The sequence below is a fragment of the Meiothermus luteus genome, from assembly GCF_003574085.1.
Classification (GTDB): domain Bacteria; phylum Deinococcota; class Deinococci; order Deinococcales; family Thermaceae; genus Meiothermus; species Meiothermus luteus.
The window spans coordinates 1-21,891 of the sequence record NZ_QWKZ01000031.1 but is presented as its reverse complement, the minus strand read 5'-3'; the positions used below and the strand labels follow the sequence as shown (position 1 = coordinate 21,891).

Sequence of the window (21,891 nt, the reverse complement as noted above, 5' to 3'; positions counted from 1 at the left end):
CTGGTGGTGCCACTTGTAGCTGCGGGGGGTACGGGGCCGCATGGCTGGAGCCTAGCAAGCTGGACCCCAGCCGTCAAGCCCCAAGGTGGGCCCCTAGCACCTGGGCGATGTGGGGCGGAATCCGCGCCGCCTTGCCCCGGCTGTCCTGGCAAAGGTGCCGGGTGAAGCCCTCGGCCAGAAGGGCCTCCCCCCGCCAGACCCGGTACCGGTACTCCAGGGTACGCGAGGCCAGCTCGGCCAGCCAGACCTCCACCTCCACCCGGTCGCCGAAGCGAGCCGCCCGGCGGTAGGTCAGGCCCAGCTCCACCACCGCAAAGGCCAGGCCCTGGGCCTCCACCTCGGGGTAGGGCAGGCCGATGCGCTCGAGCCACTCCACCCGGGCCGCCTCGAGCCAGACCACATAACTGCTGTGGTGCACCACCCCCATCGCGTCGGTCTCGGCGTAGCGCACCGTAAGGGGCAGCCTCACCCTCATAGGGTCCCGTCCAACCGCTCCACCAGGCCCACCAGGTGGTTGGATACCTCCTCAATGACCCCGGCCGGCCCCTCCACCATCACCCGCACCAAAGGCTCGGTGCCCGAGGGGCGGACGTTCACCCGGCCCTGCCCATCCAAAGCCCGCTCCGCCTCCTGAATGGCCCGGTGCAGCTCAGGGTGGCCCATGACCCGCTGCTTGTCCTTGACCCGCACGTTCCTCAAAAGCTGCGGGTACATGGGTAAAGCCTCGTACCACTCCGAGAGGTCGCGGCCCGAGCGGCGCATCGCCTCGAGGCTCAAAATAGCGGTCAGCATCCCATCCCCGGTGGGGGCGTGATCAAGGAAGAGGATGTGCCCGCTTTGTTCTCCCCCTAAGGAGAGCGAAGTGGCTTTGAGCTTTTCGTAGACATAGCGGTCCCCCACCGCGGTGCGGTAAAACTGGATGCCAGCCTCGCGTAGCTTGACCTCAAGGCCCATGTTGCTCATCAGGGTACCCACCACCCCGGGCTCCCGGCGCATCAGGGCGTTCAGGTAGAGCAGGTGGTCGCCGTGGAACTCCCGGCCCATGCGGTCCACCAGGATGGCCCGGTCCCCGTCCCCGTCAAAGGCCACCCCCAGGTCGTAGCCCATCTCCACCACCTGGGCCCGCAGGAACTCGGTGTGGGTGGAGCCGCATCCCTTGTTGATGTTGCGCCCGTCGGGGGTGTTGAACATGACGAAGACCTCCGCTCCCAAGCGCTGGAAAAGCCGGGGGGCCAGGCGGTAGGTGGCCCCGTTGGCCGTGTCCAGCACGATACGCAGGCCCTCCAGGCTGGTTCCTTTGGAGGACAAAAACTCCAGGTACATCCGCTCAGCTTCGCGAAAATCGGAAACTGTGCCGATGCCCTGGGTGGGGAGGTCCCTTTCCAGAAGGGCCTCAATCTCGGCCTCGGCCTCGTCGGAGAGCTTGTCCCCTTGGTGGCTGAAAAACTTGATGCCGTTGTCCTGGTAGGGGTTGTGGCTGGCCGAGATCATAACCCCGGCAGTAGCCCCAAGGCGCTGGGTCAGGTAGGCCACCCCCGGCGTGGGCAGCACCCCCAGGTGTTCAACCCGCACCCCCTGGGACATCAGGCCAGCGGCCAAAGCGGCTTCCAGCAGGTCACAGGAAAGGCGGGTATCCTTGCCCAAGAGCACCACTGGGCGGGGGGTGTGGCCCCTGAAGAAGGCCCCCGCGGCCTGGCCCAGCCTGAGCACGAACTCCGGGGTCAGGGGCGGCTCCCCGGCCACCCCCCGTACCCCATCGGTGCCAAAGTAGCGGCGTTCCATCGGGCACAGTTTATACCAGGTGAAGCCCCATCCCCCTGGGAGGGAATGGTGGGATGGCCTCTTTTCGGAATGGTTCTGGTCTGCCAGGGTAGGGGCATGAGGGGAATCCTGCTGCTCGCCCTTCTGGGAGGAATCGCCCTGGCCCAGCCAGGCACCTCTCCTTTTGTGGATGTGCCCCCCTGCCACTGGGCCAGGGAGGCCCTCCAGGCCATCGCCCGGCCTGACCCCAACGCCCGCCCGGCCCCCTCGGCGCTTCTGGCCGAGAACGCCTTGCGCCAGGTGTTTGAGGGCCTGAGGTGCAACGACCCGCGCTGGAGCGAGCGCTTTCTGCTGAACCCAAGCCCGGCCTTTGGGCAAGGGCCGGCCGGGCTGCGGGGCTTTGAGCTGGCCGTGGAGCAGGTTCAGATTTCCGGCCGGCAGGCCACCCTGCGGTTTGCCCTAAGCGTGCTCCTTGAAAGCGGCCCCCTGCGGCGAAGGGGGGCAGCCCAACTCAGCTTTGGCGAGCAGGGCTGGAAGGTGGTCTACGCGAGCCTGGTGGACCTCGAGCTGCCCTTCTTTCCCCGCTAGGGCTACTGCAGCGGCTTGAAGAAGTCGGCCTCGCTGAAGGCGGGGTTAATCTCCGCTTCCACCACCTCTCCCCGGGCGGCCAGCACCCCGTCCACGTAGTTCTCCCAGCGCTGGGGCAGGCGCACCCCTTGGATGGTCTTGTACTCGGAGAAAAAGGTGATGCTCTCCCCCACCCCGGGTATCCGCAGCCGCTCGCCGAGCGGCAGCCCCTCGGGGGTGAGCAGGTAGGTGCTCTCCCAGCCCTGGGTGCGCACCGTAAGCAGCCGCCCCCGCCGCTCGCGCAAGGCGCCCTCGGCCAAACGGGCCCCTTCCCGCCCCTCCCGGCCGTACTTAAGGCCCAGCCAGCCGGTGAAGAGGCTCGAGCGGAGAATCTCCCTCTCCCGCAAGGGCAGCGGCCGCAGCGAGGTTTCCCGGCTCCAGAAGAAGCTCTCCTTGGGGCTGTACTGCTGCAGGGCTAGGGGGATCGGCCGGGGCTGGTTCAGGCTCTCAGGGTCGTAGATTTCCAGCCGCACCCGGCCGTTGGTAAAGTCCACCAGCAACAGGGTCACAATCCGGCTTTCCTCCTTGCCGTCGGGGGTGTAGTAGATGTGTGTGGTGACCTCCCGGTAGGTTCTGAGGTTGGCCAGCGCTGCCCCGCCCAAGGCGTTCCGGGCCCGCTCGAGCCACTGGGCGGCCTCCGGGGAAACCTGGGCCAAGGCCACACAAAAGAGCAAAACAGCCGCAGGAATTCGTCCCATACCCTTTGTATAGCACAGCGGGATGAAGAGGCTTTTTGTGTTTTCTTTCACGATAATCATGTTCGTGAAAAAAATATCTTCAACACCCCACCCTCATCGGGTAGAGTCTTGCCGTGGACTTCGCCAAACTACTAGAAAGCCTCTCTGTAGACGTGCTGTACGTTTCCAACCCCCACAATGTCCGCTACCTGTCGGGCTTTGTAGAGGGCAAAGACGCCAAACTGGTCATCACCCCCGAAGGCCCGGTCCTCATCACCGACGGGCGCTACCTGGTGGAAGCCTCAAAGCAGCCCTTTCCTTACCGCATTCTACAGCGACGCAACGAGCTAGGAAAGCTGCTTTCGGAGTTCTTTCGCGGGCGGGTGGGCTTTGAGGCCGAGCACCTGAGCGTGGCGGCGCTGGAATCCTTCAAAAAGGAGTTCCCTGGGCTCGAGTTTGTCCCCACCCAGGGGGTCTTTGAGCGGATGCGGCAGCGCAAAAGGCCCCCGGAGCTGGAGCGCATCCGCAAGGCTGCCGCCCTGACCGACCGCGGCTTCCAGCACATCCTGGGCTACCTAAAGCCCGGCGTGCGGGAGATTGAAGTAGCCTTGGAGCTGGAGTTCTTCCTGCGCAGGGAAGGCTCAGAGGGTGTCGCCTTTAGCATCACGGTGGCCTCCGGTGAGCGGGGGGCCCAGCCCCACGGAGGGGCCACCCAAAGGGCCATCCAGGCCGGGGAGCTGGTCACCCTGGACTTCGGCGCTGTGGTGGAGGGTTACTGCTCGGACATGACCCGCACGGTCGCGGTGGGGCAGCCTTCGGAGGAGCTACACGAACTCTACCAGGCCGTGCTGGAAGCCCAGCAAAAGGCCCTAGAGGCGGTCACCCCGGGGCGCAGGGGGGCCGAGCTAGACGCGCTGGCCCGCGATCACCTGGAGCAAAGGGGGTACGGCGCGTACTTCACCCACAGCCTGGGGCACGGGGTGGGGCTTTACATCCACGAAGGCCCCAGCCTCAGCCAAACCTCCGAGGATGTCCTGGAGCCCGACCAGGTCATCACCATTGAGCCTGGGGTCTATATTCCCGGAAAGGGCGGGTGCCGCATTGAGGACTTGGTACGGGTCACCGACGGGGGATTTGAGCTGCTGTCGCAAAGCCCCAAGGAGCTAATGGTGCTATGAGGCGGTGGTTCGCGCTGGCGCTGCTGGGAGGAATGGGCCTGGGCCAGGGCTACGTGGTCCAGCCGGGAGACACCCTAGGGCGCATCGCCCGGCTCTTTCAGGTACCCGTTTCCGAATTGATGATGGCCAACGGCCTCATTGAGGACCCCCTGCCCGCCGGGCTAAAGCTCACCATACCCCCTTCCGACTGGGACCCCATGAACCTCGAGGTTCTGCCCCTCCTGGAGCCTCCCCAGCCCAAACCCCGGCCCTGGGTCTTCCTCCGTCTCCCTCCGGCCCCAATAGAGCCCCAGGTCCGCAGCGTGCAGGAGGGGCTGGCCTCCTGGTACGGCGGGCGCTTCCACGGCCGGCGCACCGCGAGCGGGGAGCGGTTCAACAAGTTCCAGCTCACCGCCGCCCACCGCCACCTGCCCTTTGGCACCTGGGTGCGGGTGATCAACCCCCGCAACGGCCGCAGCGTGGTGGTGCGCATCAACGACCGAGGCCCCCACACGAGGGGCCGGATCATTGACCTCTCCTACGGGGCGGCCTTACAGCTTGGCATGCAGCGGCAGGGAATTCTTTGGGTCAGGTTAGAGGTTCTGGACCGCTGGCCCAAGCCCTAGGCGAAAGGGCGGGATTTCCTATGAGGTACGGCCTTCACCTATCCATCGCGGGCAAGCAAGGCATCGCCGGGGCCGCCGAGGAGGCAGGCCTGCTGGGCCTCAGCGCCATGCAAATCTTCGCCAAAAGCCCCAGGAGCTGGAAAATCCGGCCCCTCAAACCCAGCGAAGTAGAGGGCTTCCGGGCCCGGCAGGAAAACCTGGGAGGGCTGCCCACGGTCATCCACGCCTCCTACCTGGTCAACCTGGCCGCAGAGGGTGAGTTGGGGGAAAAAAGCGTCTTCAGCCTGGCCGACGACCTGGTCAAGGCCCAGGTCCTGGGGGCCTCCTACGTGGTGGTGCACCCTGGCTCAGGCAGGCCCCAACGGGCCAAGGAAAACGCGCTGAGGGCGCTTTCCTTGGCCGGGCTCGAGCCCCACCGGCGGGGGCCTAAGCTGCTGTTTGAGAACACCGCCGGCGGGGGTGAGAAGCTAGGGGCGCGGATAAAGGAACTGGCCGAGCTGGTGGTGGAAACCCCCCTAGGGGTCTGCTTGGACACCTGCCACGCCTTTGCCGCCGGGTACGACCCCCTGCACGCCCTGGACGAGCTGGAGGAACACTTGGGGCTGGAACGGCTCGGCGTGGTCCACCTCAACGACTCAGTAGGCGAAAAGGGCAGCCAGATAGACCACCACGCCAACCTTCTGGAAGGGAAAATCGGGCCGGGGCTCAAGGAAGTGCTCCTCGAGCCCCGGCTAAGGGAGAAAATCTTTATCCTGGAAACCCCCCGCAGCCCCCAAGAGGACGCCCACAACCTCCGGGTGCTCCGAGGGTGGCTGCGGGGCGAATAAGGGGCGGGCTCAGCGCGACTTCACCTCAGCCCAAACCCGGTTGAAGGCCTCCGCCCCCTCCCCCAGGTCGGCCAGGAGCTCTAGGCGCTGGCGGATTTCCGCAGAGGGGTAGATGAGGGGGTTGTCCTTCTGCTCAATCCTGTCCATGGCCGCGGCCACCGGGGTGGCATAGCCGATGGAGTTAGAAATCTGCGCGGCGATCTCGGGTTCCAGCAAGAAGTTGATGAACTTGTAGGCCAGCTCGTGGTTGGGGCTCTTCTTGAGGACCACCAGGCAGTCGGCCCAAAGGGTAGCGCCCTCCTTGGGGATCACGTACTTTAGCTGCGGGTTTTCCTCCTGGGCGGCCAGGATATCACCCGAGTAGGCCGGCCCTACCGCGATGTCCCCACCAATCAGGCGGTCGCGGATGCTCGTACCCCCGGCAAAGCCCTGGGAGCGCCGCTTAGCCTCGAGCAGGAGGGCCTGGGCCTCGGCCAGCTTAGCGGGATCAGTGGTGTTGACCGATTCACCCTTGTATTTGAGGGCCGCGCCGACCATCTCCCGCATCTCATCCAAAAGCAGGAAGCTTCCCACCTGCTGCTGCGGGTCAAAGATGACCGCCCAGCTCTCCACCGGCCCCTTCACCAGGTCCTCGCGGTAGGCCAGCCCAGTGGTGCCCCACTGGTAGGCCACGCTGTAGCGTGCCCCAGGGTCGTAGGCGGGGTCGGTGAACTGGGGGTCAAGGTTGGCCAGGTTCGGGATCTTGGACTTGTCCAGCTCCTGCAGGGTTCCCGCCCGGGCTAGGGTACCCACGGTGTAGTCAGGGGTGATGAGCACATCGTACTCGCTGTCTCCCCCAGCCTGTAGCTTGGAGAGCATGGCCTCCGGGGACTCGTAGGTATCCTCCACCACCCGCACCCCTTCCCGCTTCTCAAACTCCTGGAGCACCTCCTTGGGCATGTAGTCCGACCAGTTGAGCAAGCGCAGCTCCTTCTTCTCCTGTCCACAACCTGCCAAAAAGACCAACAACAAAGGCCACCACCAAAATCCTCTCACACCAGCCTCCTTATCGCTTCTTCCAGAAGAGCACGCCCAGCAAGATGACCAAGACCGTAACCCCTACCATAAGGGTAGAGAGGGCATGTATCTCCGGTCGGATACCCAGCTTAACCGAGGAGTAAATGTACAAAGGTAGGGTGGTTGAACCCGAGCCAGCGGTAAAGAAGGTAATCACAAAGTCGTCCAGCGAAAGGCTGAAGGCCAAAAGCGCTCCGGCCATAACCCCAGGCATAATAAGGGGCAGCGTCACCTCACGAAAGGTCTGCCAAGAGGTGGCCCCCAGGTCTTTGGCTGCCTCCTCGAGGGTCGGGTCCAGAAGGACCAGCCGGGCCCGCACCACCAGGGTCACATAGGCAATCTGAAAGCTAATGTGGGCCAGAATTATCGTAAAAAGGGAGAGCCTTGGCCAGCCGATGGCGTCCCGCACCACATCAAAAAGGAGCAGCAGGGAAATCCCCATCACCACATCGGGAACCACCACCGGCACGTAGAGCAGGTAGCGCAAGGCGTTCTTCAGGCGGAACTCGTACCGCACCAGCCCAACCGCCAGCAGGGTGCCCAGCACGGTGGAGACCGCCGTGGAGACCACGGCCACAATCAGGGTGTTGGTCAGGTACTCCAGGATGCGCTCGTTGCTAAAAAGCCGCGCGTACCACTCCAGGGTAAAACCGGTAAAGCGCACCCCAAAACGGCTCTGGTTGAAGGAAAGGGCCACGATGACCAGGATGGGCAGGTACAAAAAAGCGAAGACCAGCCCGGCGTGAAAGGACAAAATCCGCTTCATACCAGCCGGTCTAGCCCCCTCTCACCCTGGGTGCGGGCGTACAACCAGAGGCCCAGAAGAACCATAGCCATCAAGACCATGCTCGCGGCACTGCCAAAGGCCCAGTTCTGCGCCGAGCCAAACTGGAGCTGGATCAGGTTGCCCACCAGCGTAACCTTCCCTCCCCCCAAGAGGTCGGCGATCACAAAGGTGCCCACCGCTGGGATGAAGACCAAGAGAAAGCCTGCCAGAAGCCCCGGCAGGGTCTGGGGAAAGATGGCCTCAAAAAAAGCCCGCACGGGCCTGGCCCCCAGGTCGTAGGCGGCCTCGAGCAGGCTCCAGTCAATCCGCTCCACCGCGGCGTAAAGGGGCAGCACAAAAAAGGGCAGGTAGGTGTAGACGGTGGCCACATACACCGCCAGGGTAGAGGGCAAAAGCTCCGCCGGAGGTAGACCAAAAGCGGTGATAAAGGCGTTTAGAAGGCCCTCTTTTTGAAACACCACAATCCAGGCGTAGACCCTTATCAGAAAGTTGGTGAAGAAGGGAATCACCACCAGGAGCAGCAACACCTCTTTGTAGCGGCTTTGGGCGATGTAAAAGGCCAGCGGGTAGCCCAGCAGTATCACCAAGAGGGTGGACCAAAGGCCAATCCAAAGGCTCCGGCCGATAATCTCCAAAAACAAAGGGTCGGAGAAAAAGCGCACGTAGTTGTGCAGCCCAAAAGGGGGCACCGGCTGCCCAAGGCTGCCCCGGCTCATCAGGGAAACCACCAGGACGATGAGGGTGGGTATGAGGACAAAAAGCACCAACCAAAAAGCCCCGGGGCCCACCGTCAGGAGCACCCGGCGCAAGCGCTGGGCAGGGGTCGCGGCCTCACGCATGGCCTTCCTCCTGGATGACCACCAGCTTCTCCGGGGTCAGGGCCACCCAGACCTCTTCGTCGTAGTCAAACTCCTCGTGGCCGGGCTCCTGGATGTCGTGGTTCAAGGTCTCGCACATCAGCCGCTGTCCATCGGCCAGCAGGATGTAGAGGTTCTCCGAACCGGTGTAGATAATGTCGTCCACCTTGGCCCTAAACACATTGGGCAGGCTGGGCCGTTCGCGGAAGAGGCGTATCTTCTCCGGTCGGATGGAAAGCAACACTTCCTGGCCCGGAATCAGCGCGTCATCATCGTCCAACACGAAGTCCCCCAAGGACGTGCGCACCTTGCGGGGCTCTATGGCTTTGGCCGGAATCAGGTTGGAATCGCCGATGAAGCGGGCCACAAAGGCGGTCTTGGGCAGCTCGTATATCTCCTCGGTGGGTCCAAGCTGTTCAATGCGGCCCCTGTTCATGACCGCAATCCGGTCCGACATGACCAGTGCTTCCTCCTGGTCGTGGGTCACGAAGATAAAAGTAATCCCCAGCCGCTCCTGAAGGTTCATCAGGTCAACCCTGAGTTCCTGGCGCAGCTTCAGGTCAAGGGCCGAGAGGGGCTCGTCCAGGAGCAGCACCTCGGGCTCGTTGACCAACGCCCGGGCCAGGGCCACCCGCTGGCGCTGCCCACCGGACATCTGATCGGGGCGACGCTTTTCAAAGCCGGAGAGGTTGACAAGCTCCAAGGCCCACGCCACCCGGCGGGCAATCTCCTCCTTGGGCATCCGCTTCATACGCAGCCCAAAGGCAATGTTCTGCTCCACGTTCATATGGGGGAAGAGGGCGTAGCTTTGGAAGACCGTGTTGACCGGGCGTAGGTAGGGAGGCACGTCGGTCATGTCCTTACCGCCGATCAGAATCCGTCCCTCGTCCGGAGTTTCAAAGCCCGCAATCATGCGCAACAAGGTGGTCTTACCGCATCCTGAAGGGCCCAAGAGGCTGAAAAACTCCCCGTCGCGCACCTCGAGGCTCACATTGTCCACTGCCCGCACATCCCCAAACCGTTTGGTAACCCCCTCGAGCTGGACCGCAACGCTGTCTCCCAGCTTCCGCTCCCGCTTTCCGCGAAACAGCATCTCCACAGGGCAAAGTCTACGGGCTGCTGCCGCTGGGGGCAACTTCCAGCACGTGGGGCCCGACCTTCCGGCCAAGCCCCAAACTTGGAATACCAAATCTCACTCAAGGTGACATCTAAACTGGACTTACGCACCCTAGGGATCGCCAGATAAGATGGGCCTTCATGTCACGGAGAAGGCCGGAAGATAGGATACCAACCTTAGTCCTCCGGCCTGGATTTGAGCCCTCTGTTATCGCTGCAGGTGGGGGCCGCGTAAGTCCAGACACAACTTTTTAAACTAGATCCGGGAACCGGGCATGAGGAAATGGGCAGCTCTTACCCCCACACCTAGTCCCTATGCGCGCTCGTGGGGGCAAGATACTCCAGCCGGCCATCAGTTTCGCGGGAGAAGGACCTGACCCGGCTCAAGACCCGGTCGGGCTCAGGATAAGCGGCGGAAACCGAGGAAAAAGGAAGCCCAGGAGCCCGTGAAGGAGCTCTTCCCCCGTGGCATCGAGGAACAGTCCTGACCTTGGTGCGCCTCGAGGAGGGCTAATGAAGTTCCTCACGTACTCAAGGAAGGAAACCTTCGTGGCAGCCTAAGTAGAAAACTGCCGGCGGCCCACCGATGGGAAGTCTCGTTGGGGCTCCCCATCCGAAAATCTCTGCAATATGTGTATGGACGAGCACGTTCCCGCCCTTCCCGTCCCAACCAAGCCCTGGCCGAGCCTCGAGGCCCGCCTGCAGCTCGTTCTCGTGCCCCTAGGAGCAGATGAGGCCAAGCGGCTCCTGGCGCTCATGGACACCATAGAACCAGGAGCTGGACCAAGTCATCGGAGCCACCCCCCCTCCCCCGAGAAGCGTTCTACCTGGACGCTAGGGCATACCGGGAGAAGATGGCAGGATGGGCGCACCCCCGCATCGGGGATGGGAGCCTCGAGCCCCACATCCTGATGGCCTCGGAAAAGGAACACGTCCTGGCCCTGGCGGAGGAAGGCTCCTCTGCCGTGGGCCTGGTGATCAATGCCTTCCTGCGCGAGGCCCTGGAAGCGGTGGTCAAGCACATGCCACCACCGGGGTACCCGTCTGAGGATGTGGCCGAAGCCGTGGGGCTCGGGATAACGTTGAGCTTAGGGTCCTGAAGGCCTAGATTTGAGGGCCCCTCTTATGAGGGGCTACAATTGATGCCGAAAAGGAGGGATGAATGCAACAAGCTATAACAAACGACTTCCTCAAAGCTTTAGCGAGTCTCACCTCCACAGAGCAGGAGCTGATTCTTGATGCGGTAAACCTGTTCGCGCAAAATCCACAACATCCTGGCCTTAAGCTGCACAGATTGGATAAGCTCAAAAACAAGGGTTTCTGGTCTATTTACGTGAACAAAGACATTCGCATAATTCTGTATAAAGACTCAAGCGGACCTTGGATCCTAGCGTACGTTGACCATCACGATGATGCTTACCGGTGGGCGGAAACCCACCGCGCCGAAGTTCACCCGCGCAATGGGGTTCTCCAGATTTTCAGGACGGTTGAGGTTACGCAGGTGGAGCCTCGCATTGTTCAGCCGCTTATCGGCCACCACTCTGAAGAATACCTTCTGGACTTGGGAGTGCCACCTTCGTACATTAAGCCCTTGCTCCTCGTTGAGGACGAGGAGCGCTTTTTAGAGCTCATCTCTGGCCTACCGCAAGATGTACAAGAAAGGTTGTTAGACCTCGCTGCGAGGAAGCCCGTGATCCCACCCCCCAAGGTAGCTACGACCGAGGAATGGCTCCGCCATCCCCTGGCCCGCCAGCACTTTTACCTACTAGAATCCCTGGATGAACTCAGGCGAGCTCTAAACTATCCTTGGGAGCAGTGGATGCTCTTCCTCCACCCCGCGCAACGGGAGGCGGTGGAGCGGGTGTTCCAAGGTCCTGCCCGAGTGGTAGGCCCGGCGGGTACAGGTAAGACCGTGGTAGCGCTCCACAGGACTGCCCAACTGGCTCGACGGTACCCTGGAACCTCCATCCTCCTAACGTCTTTCAATCGGTACCTAGCCTCTAGACTCAAAGCGGCGCTCCGGCTCCTATTGGGAGAATTACCTCCCAACCTTACCATCGAGAACATCCACGGCTTGGCTCGGCGGTGGTATGAGGAACACATAGGCCCCATTCAACTAGCCACGGAAAAAGACTATGCCTCCCACCTTCAGGATGCCGCAAGGCAACTAAGCCATGAGCCTTCCTTCCTCCTGTCCGAGTTTTCCTTTGCGGACGAATGGGGATTATACGCTTGGGAAGCATACCGAGATTTTCCCCGCACGGGCCGGGGTATTCCCCTCACCGCTAGAGAGCGAATGAAGCTTTTCGGTGTCTTCCAGGAAGTGTGGGCAGCCCTGGAAGCCAAGGGATCTCTAACCTTTAATGGCTTGCTTCATCGCCTGAGGGACAAAGCGGAAAGGGGAACCTTGCCACGGTTCAGGGCAGTAGTGGTGGACGAGGCCCAAGACCTGGGACCAGCGGAACTCATGTTGGTACGTGCAATCGTTGAAGAAGCCCCGGACAATCTCTTCTTTGCCCTAGATCCAGGACAACGCATCTATAAGGGGCCTTTGTCCTGGCAGGCCCTTGGTTTAGAGGTACGCGGTCGCTCTATCCGGCTTCGCGTCAACTACCGGACCACCCGGGAAATCGCCACGATTGCGGAAAAGGTTCTTCCGCCCTCTCTGGAAGGAGAGGTTAGAGAGGTGCTATCCCTTCTCCGAGGCCCAGAGCCCGAGATTCGGCAATTCCCCACACAAAAGGCGTGTGAAGAAGGGCTTCTGACATGGGTTCGCTGGCTATTGGAGCGAGGTACCCAGCCTGAGGAAATCGGCGTGCTGGTACGGATCTGGCACCTCGCTGATGCTTTGGAAAATGCTTTTAGAAAAGCGCATATTCCGGTTACTCGTCTATCGGATAAAGAAGTTCTAGAAGGGGGTGTCCGTTTGGGCACGGTTCACAGCGCCAAGGGACTGGAATTCCGTGCAGTGGCGGTTTTTGGCGCCAACAAGGGTTTCTTTCCCCTGGAAGCCCAACTCAGGAAAGCCCCATCGGAAAAGGACCGGGAGGAGGTTCTAGAAAAGGAGGAAAACCTCCTTTATGTAGCCTTCTCCCGCGCCAGGGAACACCTTTGGGTTGGGTACTGGGATGAGCCTAGCCCCTTTCTCCCAACGGGTTAGGCTTCGCCCTCGAGCCAAGCAACGACCGCCTCCGGATCAGAGTCCGGGGTGACTTCGAGACCGTACCGCCCCAAACCCGGCGCAACCAGGCGGCGTTCCCCCCACCGGGCCAGAGAACAACCTACCACCTGCCCATTCTCCACTAAGTCCTCGGGGCCTTCCTGAGGAGGCGGGAACCCCAGCCCCCGCAGGCCAGCGAAAAGAGCGTGGTAATCCGAGGGCAGGAGGGAAAAAACCTCCTCCCAGGAAAGAGGGGAGGATGCCTCTGCGTACGGTAATTCCCCTCCCCGACGACGCGGGAACTCGTCGGGGTTATAGTGATGAAGCTCTTCGTATACGCGATTTCTAAGCTCTTGCGCCAGCCCCAAAGCTTCCTGCCAAAACGAGGAGGGCCAATCTTTATTAGGATAGACCAACTTCAACAAAGCAGAAAGCCATTTCCTCAAGGCACGGAGATCCCGTTGCGTATAGCCTTTCGGCGCCTCGAGGTCCAGAGGAAAGGCTTTCTGACGCAAGTGCCGGAAGGCTGCCGCTAGGTAATCCACCACCAACCCGGGGCCCTGGTAGAGAAGCTCTGGGGTGATCTTGGGGAATTCGTGCCCGGGCAGGAGCCCGTGAATGCGATCCAAGAAGGCTGTGTCCCCCTTTAGCCCTGCGGGAAGAACCCTCGTTAGGGGCACCCGGTCGGAGTCGGTGTTGCCCAAGAACACCAAGGAAGCCTCTGCCAGGAAGGTACGCCCTCCGCGGCTGAACTGACCAGACTCCATATAGTCCTTCAGAATTGAAAGGATGGAAGGGTCCTCCCAAGCCGTGTGGGCGATCTCATCAAAGATAAGAACCTTGTACGTGGGCACCAAGCCAGGCCTGCGGGTGAGCTGGTTGTAGAAGAGCACAGCAGGGGTCACTTTGCCCCCGGAGATAACAAAGGCTTCCGACGAGGTATTTCGCGAGAGGTAAGTCTTCCCCGTCTGGCGGGGGCCCAACTCCATAAGGTGCAGACCTGGTTCCACTAACGGCGCCAAACGGGCCAAATAGAGAAGCTTTAGCCTACGGCTTAGACCCTGGGGCTCGAGGCCCACACTTCCTAAGAGGAGGTCCACCCATTCTTCCTCAGTGAAACGGCTGCGTCCCTGCAGGTAGGACTCCAAGCGCACCAGGCTGGCCTGGAACGGGTAAAACTGGGTGAGCCTTACCCGACCTCCGGCATAGACCAGCTCCATGGTGCCCCACATGCCGAACAGAACTCCGGGGTGCTCCTCAGCGAGTTTGGGACTTACCTCCACAGGATGGTCTCCAAGGCTGGGCAAGTAGGCCCGATAGCTTCCCGAGGAAAGGTCCACTTGTACTGCTACCCGGTCAATGAGTACAAACCGGCCTTTCCGCAGGAGCTGGTCCTTGATCCACTCCGCACTCCCAGGCCCCTGGTACTGGGCCTCCAGAAGGCGGCGAACACGTTCCACAGCCTCCGCTGTCCCACCCATCCGGGCCAAGAGGTTTTCCACCACAAACCGCGGTACCCTTGGGAAGAGGGTTTCCTGGGTGAGGGCCTTTAACACCACCTGCCCCGGAAAAGCTTCCTGGATTCGCTCGAACGATAGGCCCTCTGACATCTTACACCTCCCTCAAGAGCTCATCCAACAAAGGGTTTCCCCGTATCACGTCAGACTGGCGCCTATCGGAGCGCTGCCCCTCCCCCTGGGAGTCCTCTAATGGGGCTTCCCAGAGGGAAACATCCGCCAGGTGATCGGGAGCCAAAGGATAAACCATGCGCAAAAGGATGATTTCCTCGGGGAACCAAGATTCCTCACCGTAAGGCTCCCCCCAACGTCGGCGTTGGACGCTTCCCAACACGTAAGCGTACCGCCGGTGTTCGGGCCAGTTCATTAACCGGACCCGGGGAGAAGCGGCCACCACTAGAGCGTCCCAAACCTCCTCGGGCACCTCCGCCAACGGTTCCACCGGGGTAGCCTCAGCGAGGCGCCTCGCCTCCTCCAGGAAGGCGTGGCGCACAGACTCCACGTCACCATCCCAAAAGGCTTCCAAGGCACCCGCCTGCACCAGAGTCTTGGCGGCTTCTTGGATCTTGTGGCGGGGCACCCCTCGGGCTTGCACGCGAAGTTCAAGTGGGTTCTCGTCTTGAGGCCTGGGGGTAAGGTCTAGGCGTCCAACCCATCCCAGGGCCTGGGCTACCCCTTCCTTCTCGCGGGCGAGGGCCTCCCGGTAGTGGCGGAGGAGGAGCATACGCCGCCAATGTTCTAAATAGTGAAGAAACCGCTGGGTGTGGGCTTCGTTGGCCTCGTGGCTTTCACGGAGAACCCTCCACCCTAGGTCGCAAAGATCCTTCCGGGTCAACGTTTCCCCTTGGTGAGCCCCCCTCTTACCAAAAAGGCGGCGCAGAAGGGCGCGCACTTTAGCCCAAAAGGATGGGGGCGTGGCGGGTGGCGCTTGCTCCATGCGGGACCATTTCTCCCGCAAATCGAGATAGCGGTCTTTTAGCCAGCCTAGGCGCTCCCGGGCTTGCTGTGCCGCTTCATCCTTTTCCAGGAACAGGCTAAGGTCCCCCTCCGCCAAAGCCTGGTCCAGTTCAGCCAAGGCCTCTCGGTGGCGGGCCATCTCCTCCGCGTCCACAGGCCGTCCTTGGGCGGCACGCGCTTCCAAGCGCGCCAAGCGAGCCCTGCGGCCCTCGAGGCCCGCCACCCGGTCCAACTCCGACAAGAGCGCATCCCACTCTGCACCGATCCGGGACAAGGCTTCGTCCAGAAGCCTCTCCGATTCCCTCAGGGCCGGCAACCCCAAAAGCAAAGCCTGGCGACCGATTTCAAAGGGGTACCTGGCCTCCAAAGCCGCCAGCACAGGCTCCAGACTGGCCTCGCCTTGCAGGGCGACCTCCTTGCGAAAGGCTTCCCATCGCCCCTCCTGCCACTCGGGAAAGGTCCTGCAGTCCGTCCTCTCCGGAAGCTTCGGGGCTCGGCTAAGGTCCAAGGGAGGACATGGGGGAAGGTCCGGGACCTGGGGAGGGGAAGCGAGCTGAACGTTTTGGATTTCCTCCCACAGGCGAAGCGCCAACGCCTCCGAGTTAGGCTTGGCCCAGTCCAGCCGGGCGATACCCAATCCCACCCAGTCCCGGCCTCGCTGGGGTGCCAAGGGCGCCCCCGACCGAACCAAGGCCTCCACGAAGTGCTGCACCCAGAGGGCCAGGAATTCATCCTTCGGGAGGTAGAGCCCGTTAGTGGACCAGCGGGACACGGGCCAAACGCGACATGCCAAGGGGTACGTGGGGTCTGGGGCAAAGCGCTTCAAGCCTTCCAGGTCTTCGGGGCCCCGTAGGAAAAGGACCAGGTGAAGCCACACCTCCTGATCCCGGTATTCTCCCCGAAGGAAGGCGGCCTCCAGGTCCGCCACCAAGGGGGGAAGCCCTTCTTCCGAAGCTTCGGCCAAGACCACCACGTGGAGCCCAAAGTCCAACGCGGTCCCCCTGCGCTTCAAGGCCAGAAACTTGGGGAGGGCAAGAAGCCCTTGAAGGGCTGGACGCCACGCTTCCCATTCGGCCACCGCCCAAGTGCCCTCCTCGAGGCGCTGGGGCCAAAAAGGCAGCGCCTGACGTACCAAGCTCCGGCCCAGATGGGAAAGGGGGAGGACCAAGGTGGGACGGCGCATGCCTAGACGCTCGGGAACTTATCCTCCCCATGGGAGGGGTTATAGCGGGAAAGCTCGTCCTCAAAGGCCTCTAAAACACGGAGCTCTTGCCGGAACACGTTCAAGTCTTCCTCGGTCCACTCCCCGGAAGCCTCCGCAACCATACTCTGGCGGTTCTCCCTAGCCTGCCTTACCCCTTCGAGCAGCTTGAGAAGCTTCTCCGAAGAAGCTTTTCTACGATTCTCCTCGGCTCGAACCTGGGCCTCGAGGTCCTTAAAAGCGAAGAAATCTTGGGCCAGGGCTGAATAGGCCTCCGCAGGCCGGTTGCCCAAAGTGTAGAAATTGCCCTTACCCCGCCGATGGTCCGGGAAACGATAGGGATCTTCCCTATTTTCCTTCAGCAGGATCCCGAACAGGCGCGCCTTGGTCCACACTTCCGCCACCTCCTCCGGTCGGGGAAGGGGCAGAAGGTCGGGAAGCCCCTCCTCCCACTCCCGATGAACATGAAAGCTCCGTTCCCCGGAAAGTTGAAGGTAGCGTTCCCGATAGAGGCTTATTCCCCTAAGGGCAAAGGCGGGTATGGACGCCTCCACCTTGTAAAACAGTACGCGGTCAGGGTCTCCCGTGGATACCTTCTGCAAACGCAAACGGTCATGGAGGGTTCCCGCAAAAACGCTCAGCAGCTCCTCATCGCTCACCAAAGGATGCTCGCGATCGCTGGCGTCCTCGAGGCCAACGATATGCACCAGCTCCCTGTAGCCGAGCTTCGGGTTAGCCACCCAGGCGTCCTCGTAATCCCAAGCAGGGGCGGAAAGCTGGTCCAACTCCCGGAAGGTCCTCTCCACCGCCTCCCAGAGCATCGGCTCTTCCTCTCGGTGGCGGACCACCTCGGAAAGCCACTGGCGCAGGGAAGTTTTTACCCCTTTTTGAAGCCTTTGGACTACCCTCTCCGTATCAGCTAGCAGCTCCTTTAGGCTTGGGCGCCCCAAAGCGCTCCGGGTCGCAAAACTCCCCTGAAGCTCCAGGTAGGGCGGTGGAAGGGTGAGGGAAAAGGGGTTCTGGTCTCGGCCCACACCACCCTTCGCCTCGGAGGAGCCCAACGCCCCTAGGTGCTCTTCCAAGCGGCGCCGCAAACGGATTAGCTCCTCCTTCTTGGCCCTGATCTGGTCCAACGCACGTTTGGCCAGTTCGTAGCGGGCAGCGGCCGCGCCAGCGCGAGTGGCCGCCCTCCAGAGGGAATTTATCCGTCTTCGGTCAAGGACCCCGCCCTCATCCTGCCGAGAACTAAAAAGAGGGATGGCCAACCTTCTGCTGTGGGCACGGTCTATATCTTTTAGTACACCCTCTATGGCTCCTTTGTACTCGTCGCGCGCTTCCCCTTCCTTCGCCCGCAGCTGGTCGAGGAGCTCATCTAAGCTCTTCTCCACCACTTCCAGCCCAACGATTAGGTCCTGAAGGTGATGGTCGCGAAACGCCTTTTCCAAGACAGCGTCTATATCCAAAAGGGCCCAGCTGTTTAGGGCCTTCTCCTTAACCTGATCAACGCGGCTCTCCAACTGAGGTCGGAGCCTGTTCCATACTTGGAGGTCTTCCCTGCGGGAATTCGATGAACCACTTGGCTGAGGAGCGTTTTCAACCTCCTCGGGAAGAGGCTTCGTTTCTATCTCGGCAAAATAGGTACGCACCTCGTAGGCAGTCCACGGGGCCTTGGGCTCGAGCCACTCCCTTAGGGTGGCCTGGGCCCACTCCCGGCTCGCCGTGGACAGCACGGATGCGGGGTTGAAGCGGAGCTCCGCAGCGCCAAAACTGGCGTAATGGGCCGTTTTGCCGTAGTACTTTCCCTTCTGCTCGTTAAGCTGGTGGACGATGTTATCGAAGAGGTCCACCTGCTCCTTACCCAGGGGACCGCTTACCAGATAGAGGCCCAGGCCCAGTAGTTCAGCGAGGTCGTCCACGTCGTTGAAGGTCTTCCCCGCCCGGTTTTGGCGGTTCACCAGGAAGACCATATCAAAGGGTTTCTTGCGGACTTGAATCCTGCGCCCCCCGAAGAGGTACGTCCAGGTATCCTCTCGGCTCATGAAGTGGTCCAACTCCTTCAAAGCGGCGTAGGCGTTGGCCTCCACGTTTTGTGTTCCCGGACGGTTGACATAAATGTCGGGAAGGAGGAAGTAGCCGAAAAGCTGGTCCTCGTCCTTCATCAGCTCCCGGAGGACAAAAGCCACGTCCAGGAAAATCCCCGAGCCCGTCCCCCCGGCTAGGGAACCCACCAGCGCCACCGTGAGGTGAGGGGTGTAGGGCTCGTAGATATAGGGCCGTTCCTCGCTGGGTCGCTCGTCTAGGTAGTCCCGGGCCAACGCCAAAAGGTCCCTCAGGTTCTCGTACACCGTGGTGGCGTTGGCGAAGAGGGCCAGCCTCCCGAGAGGCCGGATCTGGCCTGCCCCTGAGAGGATGTTGGCCTTGAGATCGGCTTTGGGGGGAAACCAGCCCCGGATCTCCTCATGGACCTGGGGAAGCAAGCTGGCGCCCCGTGCCTCGATGTGCAAAACCTCGCTGGCTTTTAGGCGGGCCTTTTCCGTGGGGCCATCAGGGGTTTTGGCGCTCACCGAGTCCGTGTTGGCGCTGGTGGTGTCGATGAGCAAGAACTTGACCAGCGGGGGTTCCTCCCCAAAGGTCTCTAAAAAGTGCTTTTTGGCGTACAGCAGGGCCCGCTTTCCAGTCCCTCCCAGCCCGATAAGCACCGTGCGCTTGAGCTTGCGAACCTGCTTGGCTTTCACGTTTACCCCCTCAGCGAACCTTCTCAATCTGGAGGGTCCAGGCCTTCTCTAACTCAGGGTTCTCCAAGACGAGTTCCTCCCCTTTCCGAAGGGTTTCCCCACGCTCCAATCGCATACCCTGGGATTTTGCCCGTAGCCCTGGGGGCAGGCCTTCTAAAACAACCACACGCCCTCGCCGCGCGAGCCGGACCCCCTCGAGTTCCCGCTCCCCCGTGGCCTTCCCCAGATCTACCACACCCCTAAGGGATAACGACTGTCTCTTACACTCGGGGGCCGGTCCTATAAAGGTAGCCTCGCCCCAAGGACGTAGACGATCCCACCACTTAAGCAGAAGCCAGAGCACAAAAAGGAGCAGGGGAAGCCAAAGCCACCATAGCCTTAGAACCCTGTCCCACCAGGAAAGGGGCTGGGTGACAGGGGGAAGGGTGGGGGGAAGCTCCAGCTGGGCCCCCGCGGGGGCTTGCGCTTGAAGGGTGAAGGCCACCCGCTGGCCCGGACGGAGGCCCACGTTCGTCAACTCCAAGGTCACCCTCTCCCCGGGATAGGCTTCCAGGGGCCCCTTCTTTCCGTTCAGCTTCGCCACCAACCCCTCCGGGGAGGTCACCGCTAGGCGTAGGGGTTCCTTGGCCCAGGCGTTGCCCTCGAGCCGATAAACCAGGGTCTGCGATGCCCCTCGGGGAAGGGCCACCTCCTGCGGGACCTCCTCGGGCAAAAGCCGGTAAAGGGCAGGGGGGTGATAGGCGAACTCCACGCGGAGGGCCTCGGGCCGAACCACCGTGCCCTCCGGGGCCTCGAGGCAAAGCCAAGCCGTATATACCCCGTCAGATAGGGAGCCGCTCGTGTTTAGCTTGAAACGCAAGGCTTGATTGCCAGGGGCCAAGGTCTTGGGCTCCACCTGGAGAAACGCCCCTTTTTCTTGGAGAGCCATATCTTCCAGCCGTAGGCCCAAAGGCCCAGGGTTACCCTGGGCTTCCACGAGGATGGGGACTTCCACTGCGGGTTCCTGCTTAAGGTTCCCCAGGGATAGAACCAAGGGTTTCACTGTATAGGCCCCCAGCCTGGGTACCTCGCCTACCCGAGCCTCCTGGATGCGCACCCGAGGCAACCCCTGAAGGTTCCGCCTCACCTCCTCAGGAACGTCTACCCCGAGGGCCACGTAATACAGCCAGTCGTACGGGCCCCTCCGCAGCTTGAGTCGCTCCACCACATCACGCATCCGATAGGGGCCCGCACGGTCGTTATCTATTCCGTCGGTGAAAAGATAAAGGACAGTGGCCCACCCCTCATCCTTCGGCAACCTTTCCAGAACCTGAACCAAAGTTCGGTATATCCAGGTGTTGCTCCCGTTGGCCTGAAGGCGGCGAATATACGCCTCTGCGCGCGTATGCTCCTCAGGAAGGCGAAACCGTGCTTCCCCTTGGGGCCCTTGATGAAACGGAATGATGATCACTTCGGAACCGTCGGGCAGGCGTTGCAGGAAGCGGAGAAGTTCCTGTTGCACTTTTGGGAAGATCACCGCTTTCCCATCCCCCTTGCCCATCATGGAGGCCGACGCGTCCACAACGAACACATAGCGGTAGCGTTCGGGCAGAGGTGCTACCTGGGAGGCCACAGGAGCGTGGCACACAGCCGCCCACGCTAGGGAAAACCACACCAAGAGGGCAAGCATAGTGGTTCTCATCCGAACCATGGGGGGGATTATACAAGGGGAGTCCGTCCTTCCCTGATAAAAACGAACACCCGCGCAGGAGTCCTTATTGGCCTTCAAACCTCCCATCGCGCCTCGCTTTCCCCCCGGACCTTGTACACCCGGAGGCGGTTGGGAAAACGTTCGGCCAAGGTGCCCACATGGGTGACGATGCCCAGCATGCGCCCCTGTCGCCCCAAACGTTCCAAGGCTCCCGCTACCCTCTCCAGGGTTTCCCCATCTAGGGTTCCGAAGCCCTCATCCAGGAAAAGAGCCTCCAGACGGGTGCCTGCCAGCTCCTCGGACAGGGCTAGGGCCAAGGCCAGGCTGGCCAGAAAGGCCTCCCCCCCGGAGAGGGTGTCGGCAGAGCGGGAAACGCCATTCCAGAGGTCCAAAACACGGTACTCCAACGCCGCATCCCCCTCAGTGTGCAGACGGTACTGCCCTAGGGAAAGTTCCTGAAGAAGACGGTTTGCCCTTTCCAAAAGGCTCTTCTGCAATCTTCCATAGAGCCAGTTGGGGAAAGCTTTGGGCTCCAGGTCCTCCGCCAAGGGTTCCAGGCGGTCCAGCGTCTCCCGCAGATCTTTCAGGCTCTGCTCCACCTTTGCCCTACGCTCCAAGCGCTGCGCCACCTGGTCGCGGGCTTCCGTAAGGCGGCCTATCATCATGTCCACCTGCCGCTCCCTCTCCCGCAAGGTTCGCACCTCCTCATCCAGTGCTCCTAGGTGCGCCCGAGTGGGCAAAGGCTCAGGAAGGGGGGCTAGCGCCTCCAGATCCCGCCTACACCTCTCCACCTCCCTCCGCTTGGCTTCCAGATCGGTCTGGTACCCTTCCCAATCCCGAAGGATAGCCTGCTCCTCCTCAAAGGGCAGGAGCTTACCCTGGAGAACCTCCTTGGGAGGTAAGCCCTCCACGCGCCGACGGGATTCCTCCACCGCCTTTTGCCGCTCCTCAACGAGAACAGTGCTCACCACCCTGGCTGTGGAAAGCTCCCGTGCTTGCTCTTCCAACGCACGCCATGCCACCTCTAGGCCCGCCAGAAGCTCCTTCCGCTTTTGCACCTCCGCGGCGTAGGCCTCCAGCTCCCTGCCTTCCAGCCTTTCATCCAGGTAGCGGACCAAGGCCCCAGCAATCCCTCCCACC

The 21,891-nt window shown here is 61.7% G+C and carries 18 protein-coding genes; 6 read left to right on the top strand and 12 right to left on the bottom strand.

Features of this window, described 5'->3' with window-relative positions:
* Positions 1 to 73: 73 nt before the first annotated feature.
* Both Mlute_RS06305 and glmM read right to left on the bottom strand, forming a co-directional pair.
* Positions 74 to 475 (bottom strand): acyl-CoA thioesterase, encoded by a 402-nt coding sequence (locus Mlute_RS06305; RefSeq protein WP_119359889.1) that lies wholly within the window; start codon positions 473 to 475, stop codon positions 74 to 76.
* Positions 472 to 1,782 carry a phosphoglucosamine mutase gene (gene glmM / locus Mlute_RS06300; protein ID WP_119359888.1) on the bottom strand — a complete coding sequence of 437 codons (1,311 nt, stop codon included), beginning with the start codon at positions 1,780 to 1,782 and terminating at the stop codon, positions 472 to 474. The genes Mlute_RS06305 and glmM overlap by 4 nt, the downstream gene beginning before the upstream one ends.
* A 96-nt stretch (positions 1,783 to 1,878) precedes the next feature.
* Here glmM and Mlute_RS06295 point away from each other — a divergent pair, with 96 nt between their 5' ends.
* Positions 1,879 to 2,349: a hypothetical protein gene (locus Mlute_RS06295; RefSeq protein WP_119359900.1), complete on the top strand. Its 471-nt coding sequence runs from the start codon at positions 1,879 to 1,881 to the stop codon at positions 2,347 to 2,349.
* Between the two features lie 2 nt (positions 2,350 to 2,351).
* Here Mlute_RS06295 and Mlute_RS06290 read toward each other — a convergent pair whose 3' ends face one another.
* On the bottom strand, positions 2,352 to 3,086 hold the full coding sequence (locus tag Mlute_RS06290; RefSeq protein ID WP_119359899.1) for a hypothetical protein: 735 nt from the start codon (positions 3,084 to 3,086) through the stop codon (positions 2,352 to 2,354).
* A 113-nt stretch (positions 3,087 to 3,199) separates the two neighbouring features.
* Between Mlute_RS06290 and Mlute_RS06285 the strand changes: the two genes are divergently transcribed.
* Genes Mlute_RS06285 through Mlute_RS06275 form a run of 3 tightly spaced genes read left to right on the top strand, consistent with a single transcriptional unit; the run spans position 3,200 to position 5,675 of the window.
* Positions 3,200 to 4,243: a M24 family metallopeptidase gene (locus Mlute_RS06285; protein WP_119359887.1), complete on the top strand. Its 1,044-nt coding sequence runs from the start codon at positions 3,200 to 3,202 to the stop codon at positions 4,241 to 4,243.
* The gene (locus tag Mlute_RS06280) at positions 4,240 to 4,848 is read left to right on the top strand and encodes a septal ring lytic transglycosylase RlpA family protein (protein WP_119359886.1); all 609 of its coding nucleotides are present in this window, start codon (positions 4,240 to 4,242) and stop codon (positions 4,846 to 4,848) included. The genes Mlute_RS06285 and Mlute_RS06280 overlap by 4 nt, the downstream gene beginning before the upstream one ends.
* Before the next feature lie 20 nt (positions 4,849 to 4,868).
* The gene (locus Mlute_RS06275; RefSeq protein WP_119359885.1) at positions 4,869 to 5,675 is read left to right on the top strand and encodes a deoxyribonuclease IV; all 807 of its coding nucleotides are present in this window, start codon (positions 4,869 to 4,871) and stop codon (positions 5,673 to 5,675) included.
* Between the two features lie 9 nt (positions 5,676 to 5,684).
* Here Mlute_RS06275 and Mlute_RS06270 read toward each other — a convergent pair whose 3' ends face one another.
* Genes Mlute_RS06270 through Mlute_RS06255 form a run of 4 tightly spaced genes read right to left on the bottom strand, consistent with a single transcriptional unit; the run spans position 5,685 to position 9,468 of the window.
* Positions 5,685 to 6,710, bottom strand: a complete 1,026-nt coding sequence (locus tag Mlute_RS06270; protein ID WP_245958871.1) for a polyamine ABC transporter substrate-binding protein — start codon at positions 6,708 to 6,710, stop codon at positions 5,685 to 5,687.
* Between the two features lie 10 nt (positions 6,711 to 6,720).
* Positions 6,721 to 7,497 (bottom strand): ABC transporter permease, encoded by a 777-nt coding sequence (locus Mlute_RS06265; RefSeq protein ID WP_119359884.1) that lies wholly within the window; start codon positions 7,495 to 7,497, stop codon positions 6,721 to 6,723.
* Entirely contained in the window at positions 7,494 to 8,357 is an 864-nt protein-coding gene (locus Mlute_RS06260; protein ID WP_119359883.1) for an ABC transporter permease, read from the bottom strand. Before Mlute_RS06260 ends, Mlute_RS06265 begins: the two co-directional genes overlap by 4 nt.
* Positions 8,350 to 9,468, bottom strand: coding sequence for an ABC transporter ATP-binding protein (locus Mlute_RS06255; protein WP_119359897.1), 1,119 nt, complete (start codon positions 9,466 to 9,468; stop codon positions 8,350 to 8,352). Before Mlute_RS06255 ends, Mlute_RS06260 begins: the two co-directional genes overlap by 8 nt.
* Positions 9,469 to 10,345: 877 nt before the next feature.
* Here Mlute_RS06255 and Mlute_RS06250 point away from each other — a divergent pair.
* Both Mlute_RS06250 and Mlute_RS06245 read left to right on the top strand, forming a co-directional pair.
* Positions 10,346 to 10,591, top strand: a complete 246-nt coding sequence (locus Mlute_RS06250; RefSeq protein ID WP_119359882.1) for a hypothetical protein — start codon at positions 10,346 to 10,348, stop codon at positions 10,589 to 10,591.
* Positions 10,592 to 10,653: 62 nt separating this feature from the next.
* On the top strand, positions 10,654 to 12,651 hold the full coding sequence (locus Mlute_RS06245; RefSeq protein ID WP_119359881.1) for a 3'-5' exonuclease: 1,998 nt from the start codon (positions 10,654 to 10,656) through the stop codon (positions 12,649 to 12,651).
* Here Mlute_RS06245 and brxL read toward each other — a convergent pair.
* The 5 genes from brxL to Mlute_RS15835 all read right to left on the bottom strand — a co-directional run.
* Positions 12,648 to 14,261 carry a BREX system Lon protease-like protein BrxL gene (gene brxL, locus Mlute_RS06240; protein WP_119359880.1) on the bottom strand — a complete coding sequence of 538 codons (1,614 nt, stop codon included), beginning with the start codon at positions 14,259 to 14,261 and terminating at the stop codon, positions 12,648 to 12,650. The genes Mlute_RS06245 and brxL overlap by 4 nt on opposite strands.
* Before the next feature lies 1 nt (position 14,262).
* Positions 14,263 to 16,308, bottom strand: a complete 2,046-nt coding sequence (locus Mlute_RS06235) for a hypothetical protein (RefSeq protein ID WP_119359879.1) — start codon at positions 16,306 to 16,308, stop codon at positions 14,263 to 14,265.
* Between the two features lie 2 nt (positions 16,309 to 16,310).
* Positions 16,311 to 19,061: a tubulin-like doman-containing protein gene (locus tag Mlute_RS06230; protein ID WP_119359878.1), complete on the bottom strand. Its 2,751-nt coding sequence runs from the start codon at positions 19,059 to 19,061 to the stop codon at positions 16,311 to 16,313.
* 10 nt (positions 19,062 to 19,071) lie between these two features.
* Positions 19,072 to 20,730, bottom strand: a complete 1,659-nt coding sequence (locus Mlute_RS06225; protein ID WP_119359877.1) for a vWA domain-containing protein — start codon at positions 20,728 to 20,730, stop codon at positions 19,072 to 19,074.
* Between the two features lie 95 nt (positions 20,731 to 20,825).
* Positions 20,826 to 21,891, bottom strand: a 1,066-nt coding sequence (locus Mlute_RS15835) for an SbcC/MukB-like Walker B domain-containing protein (RefSeq protein ID WP_281270848.1), incomplete at its 5' end; no start/stop codon positions are given.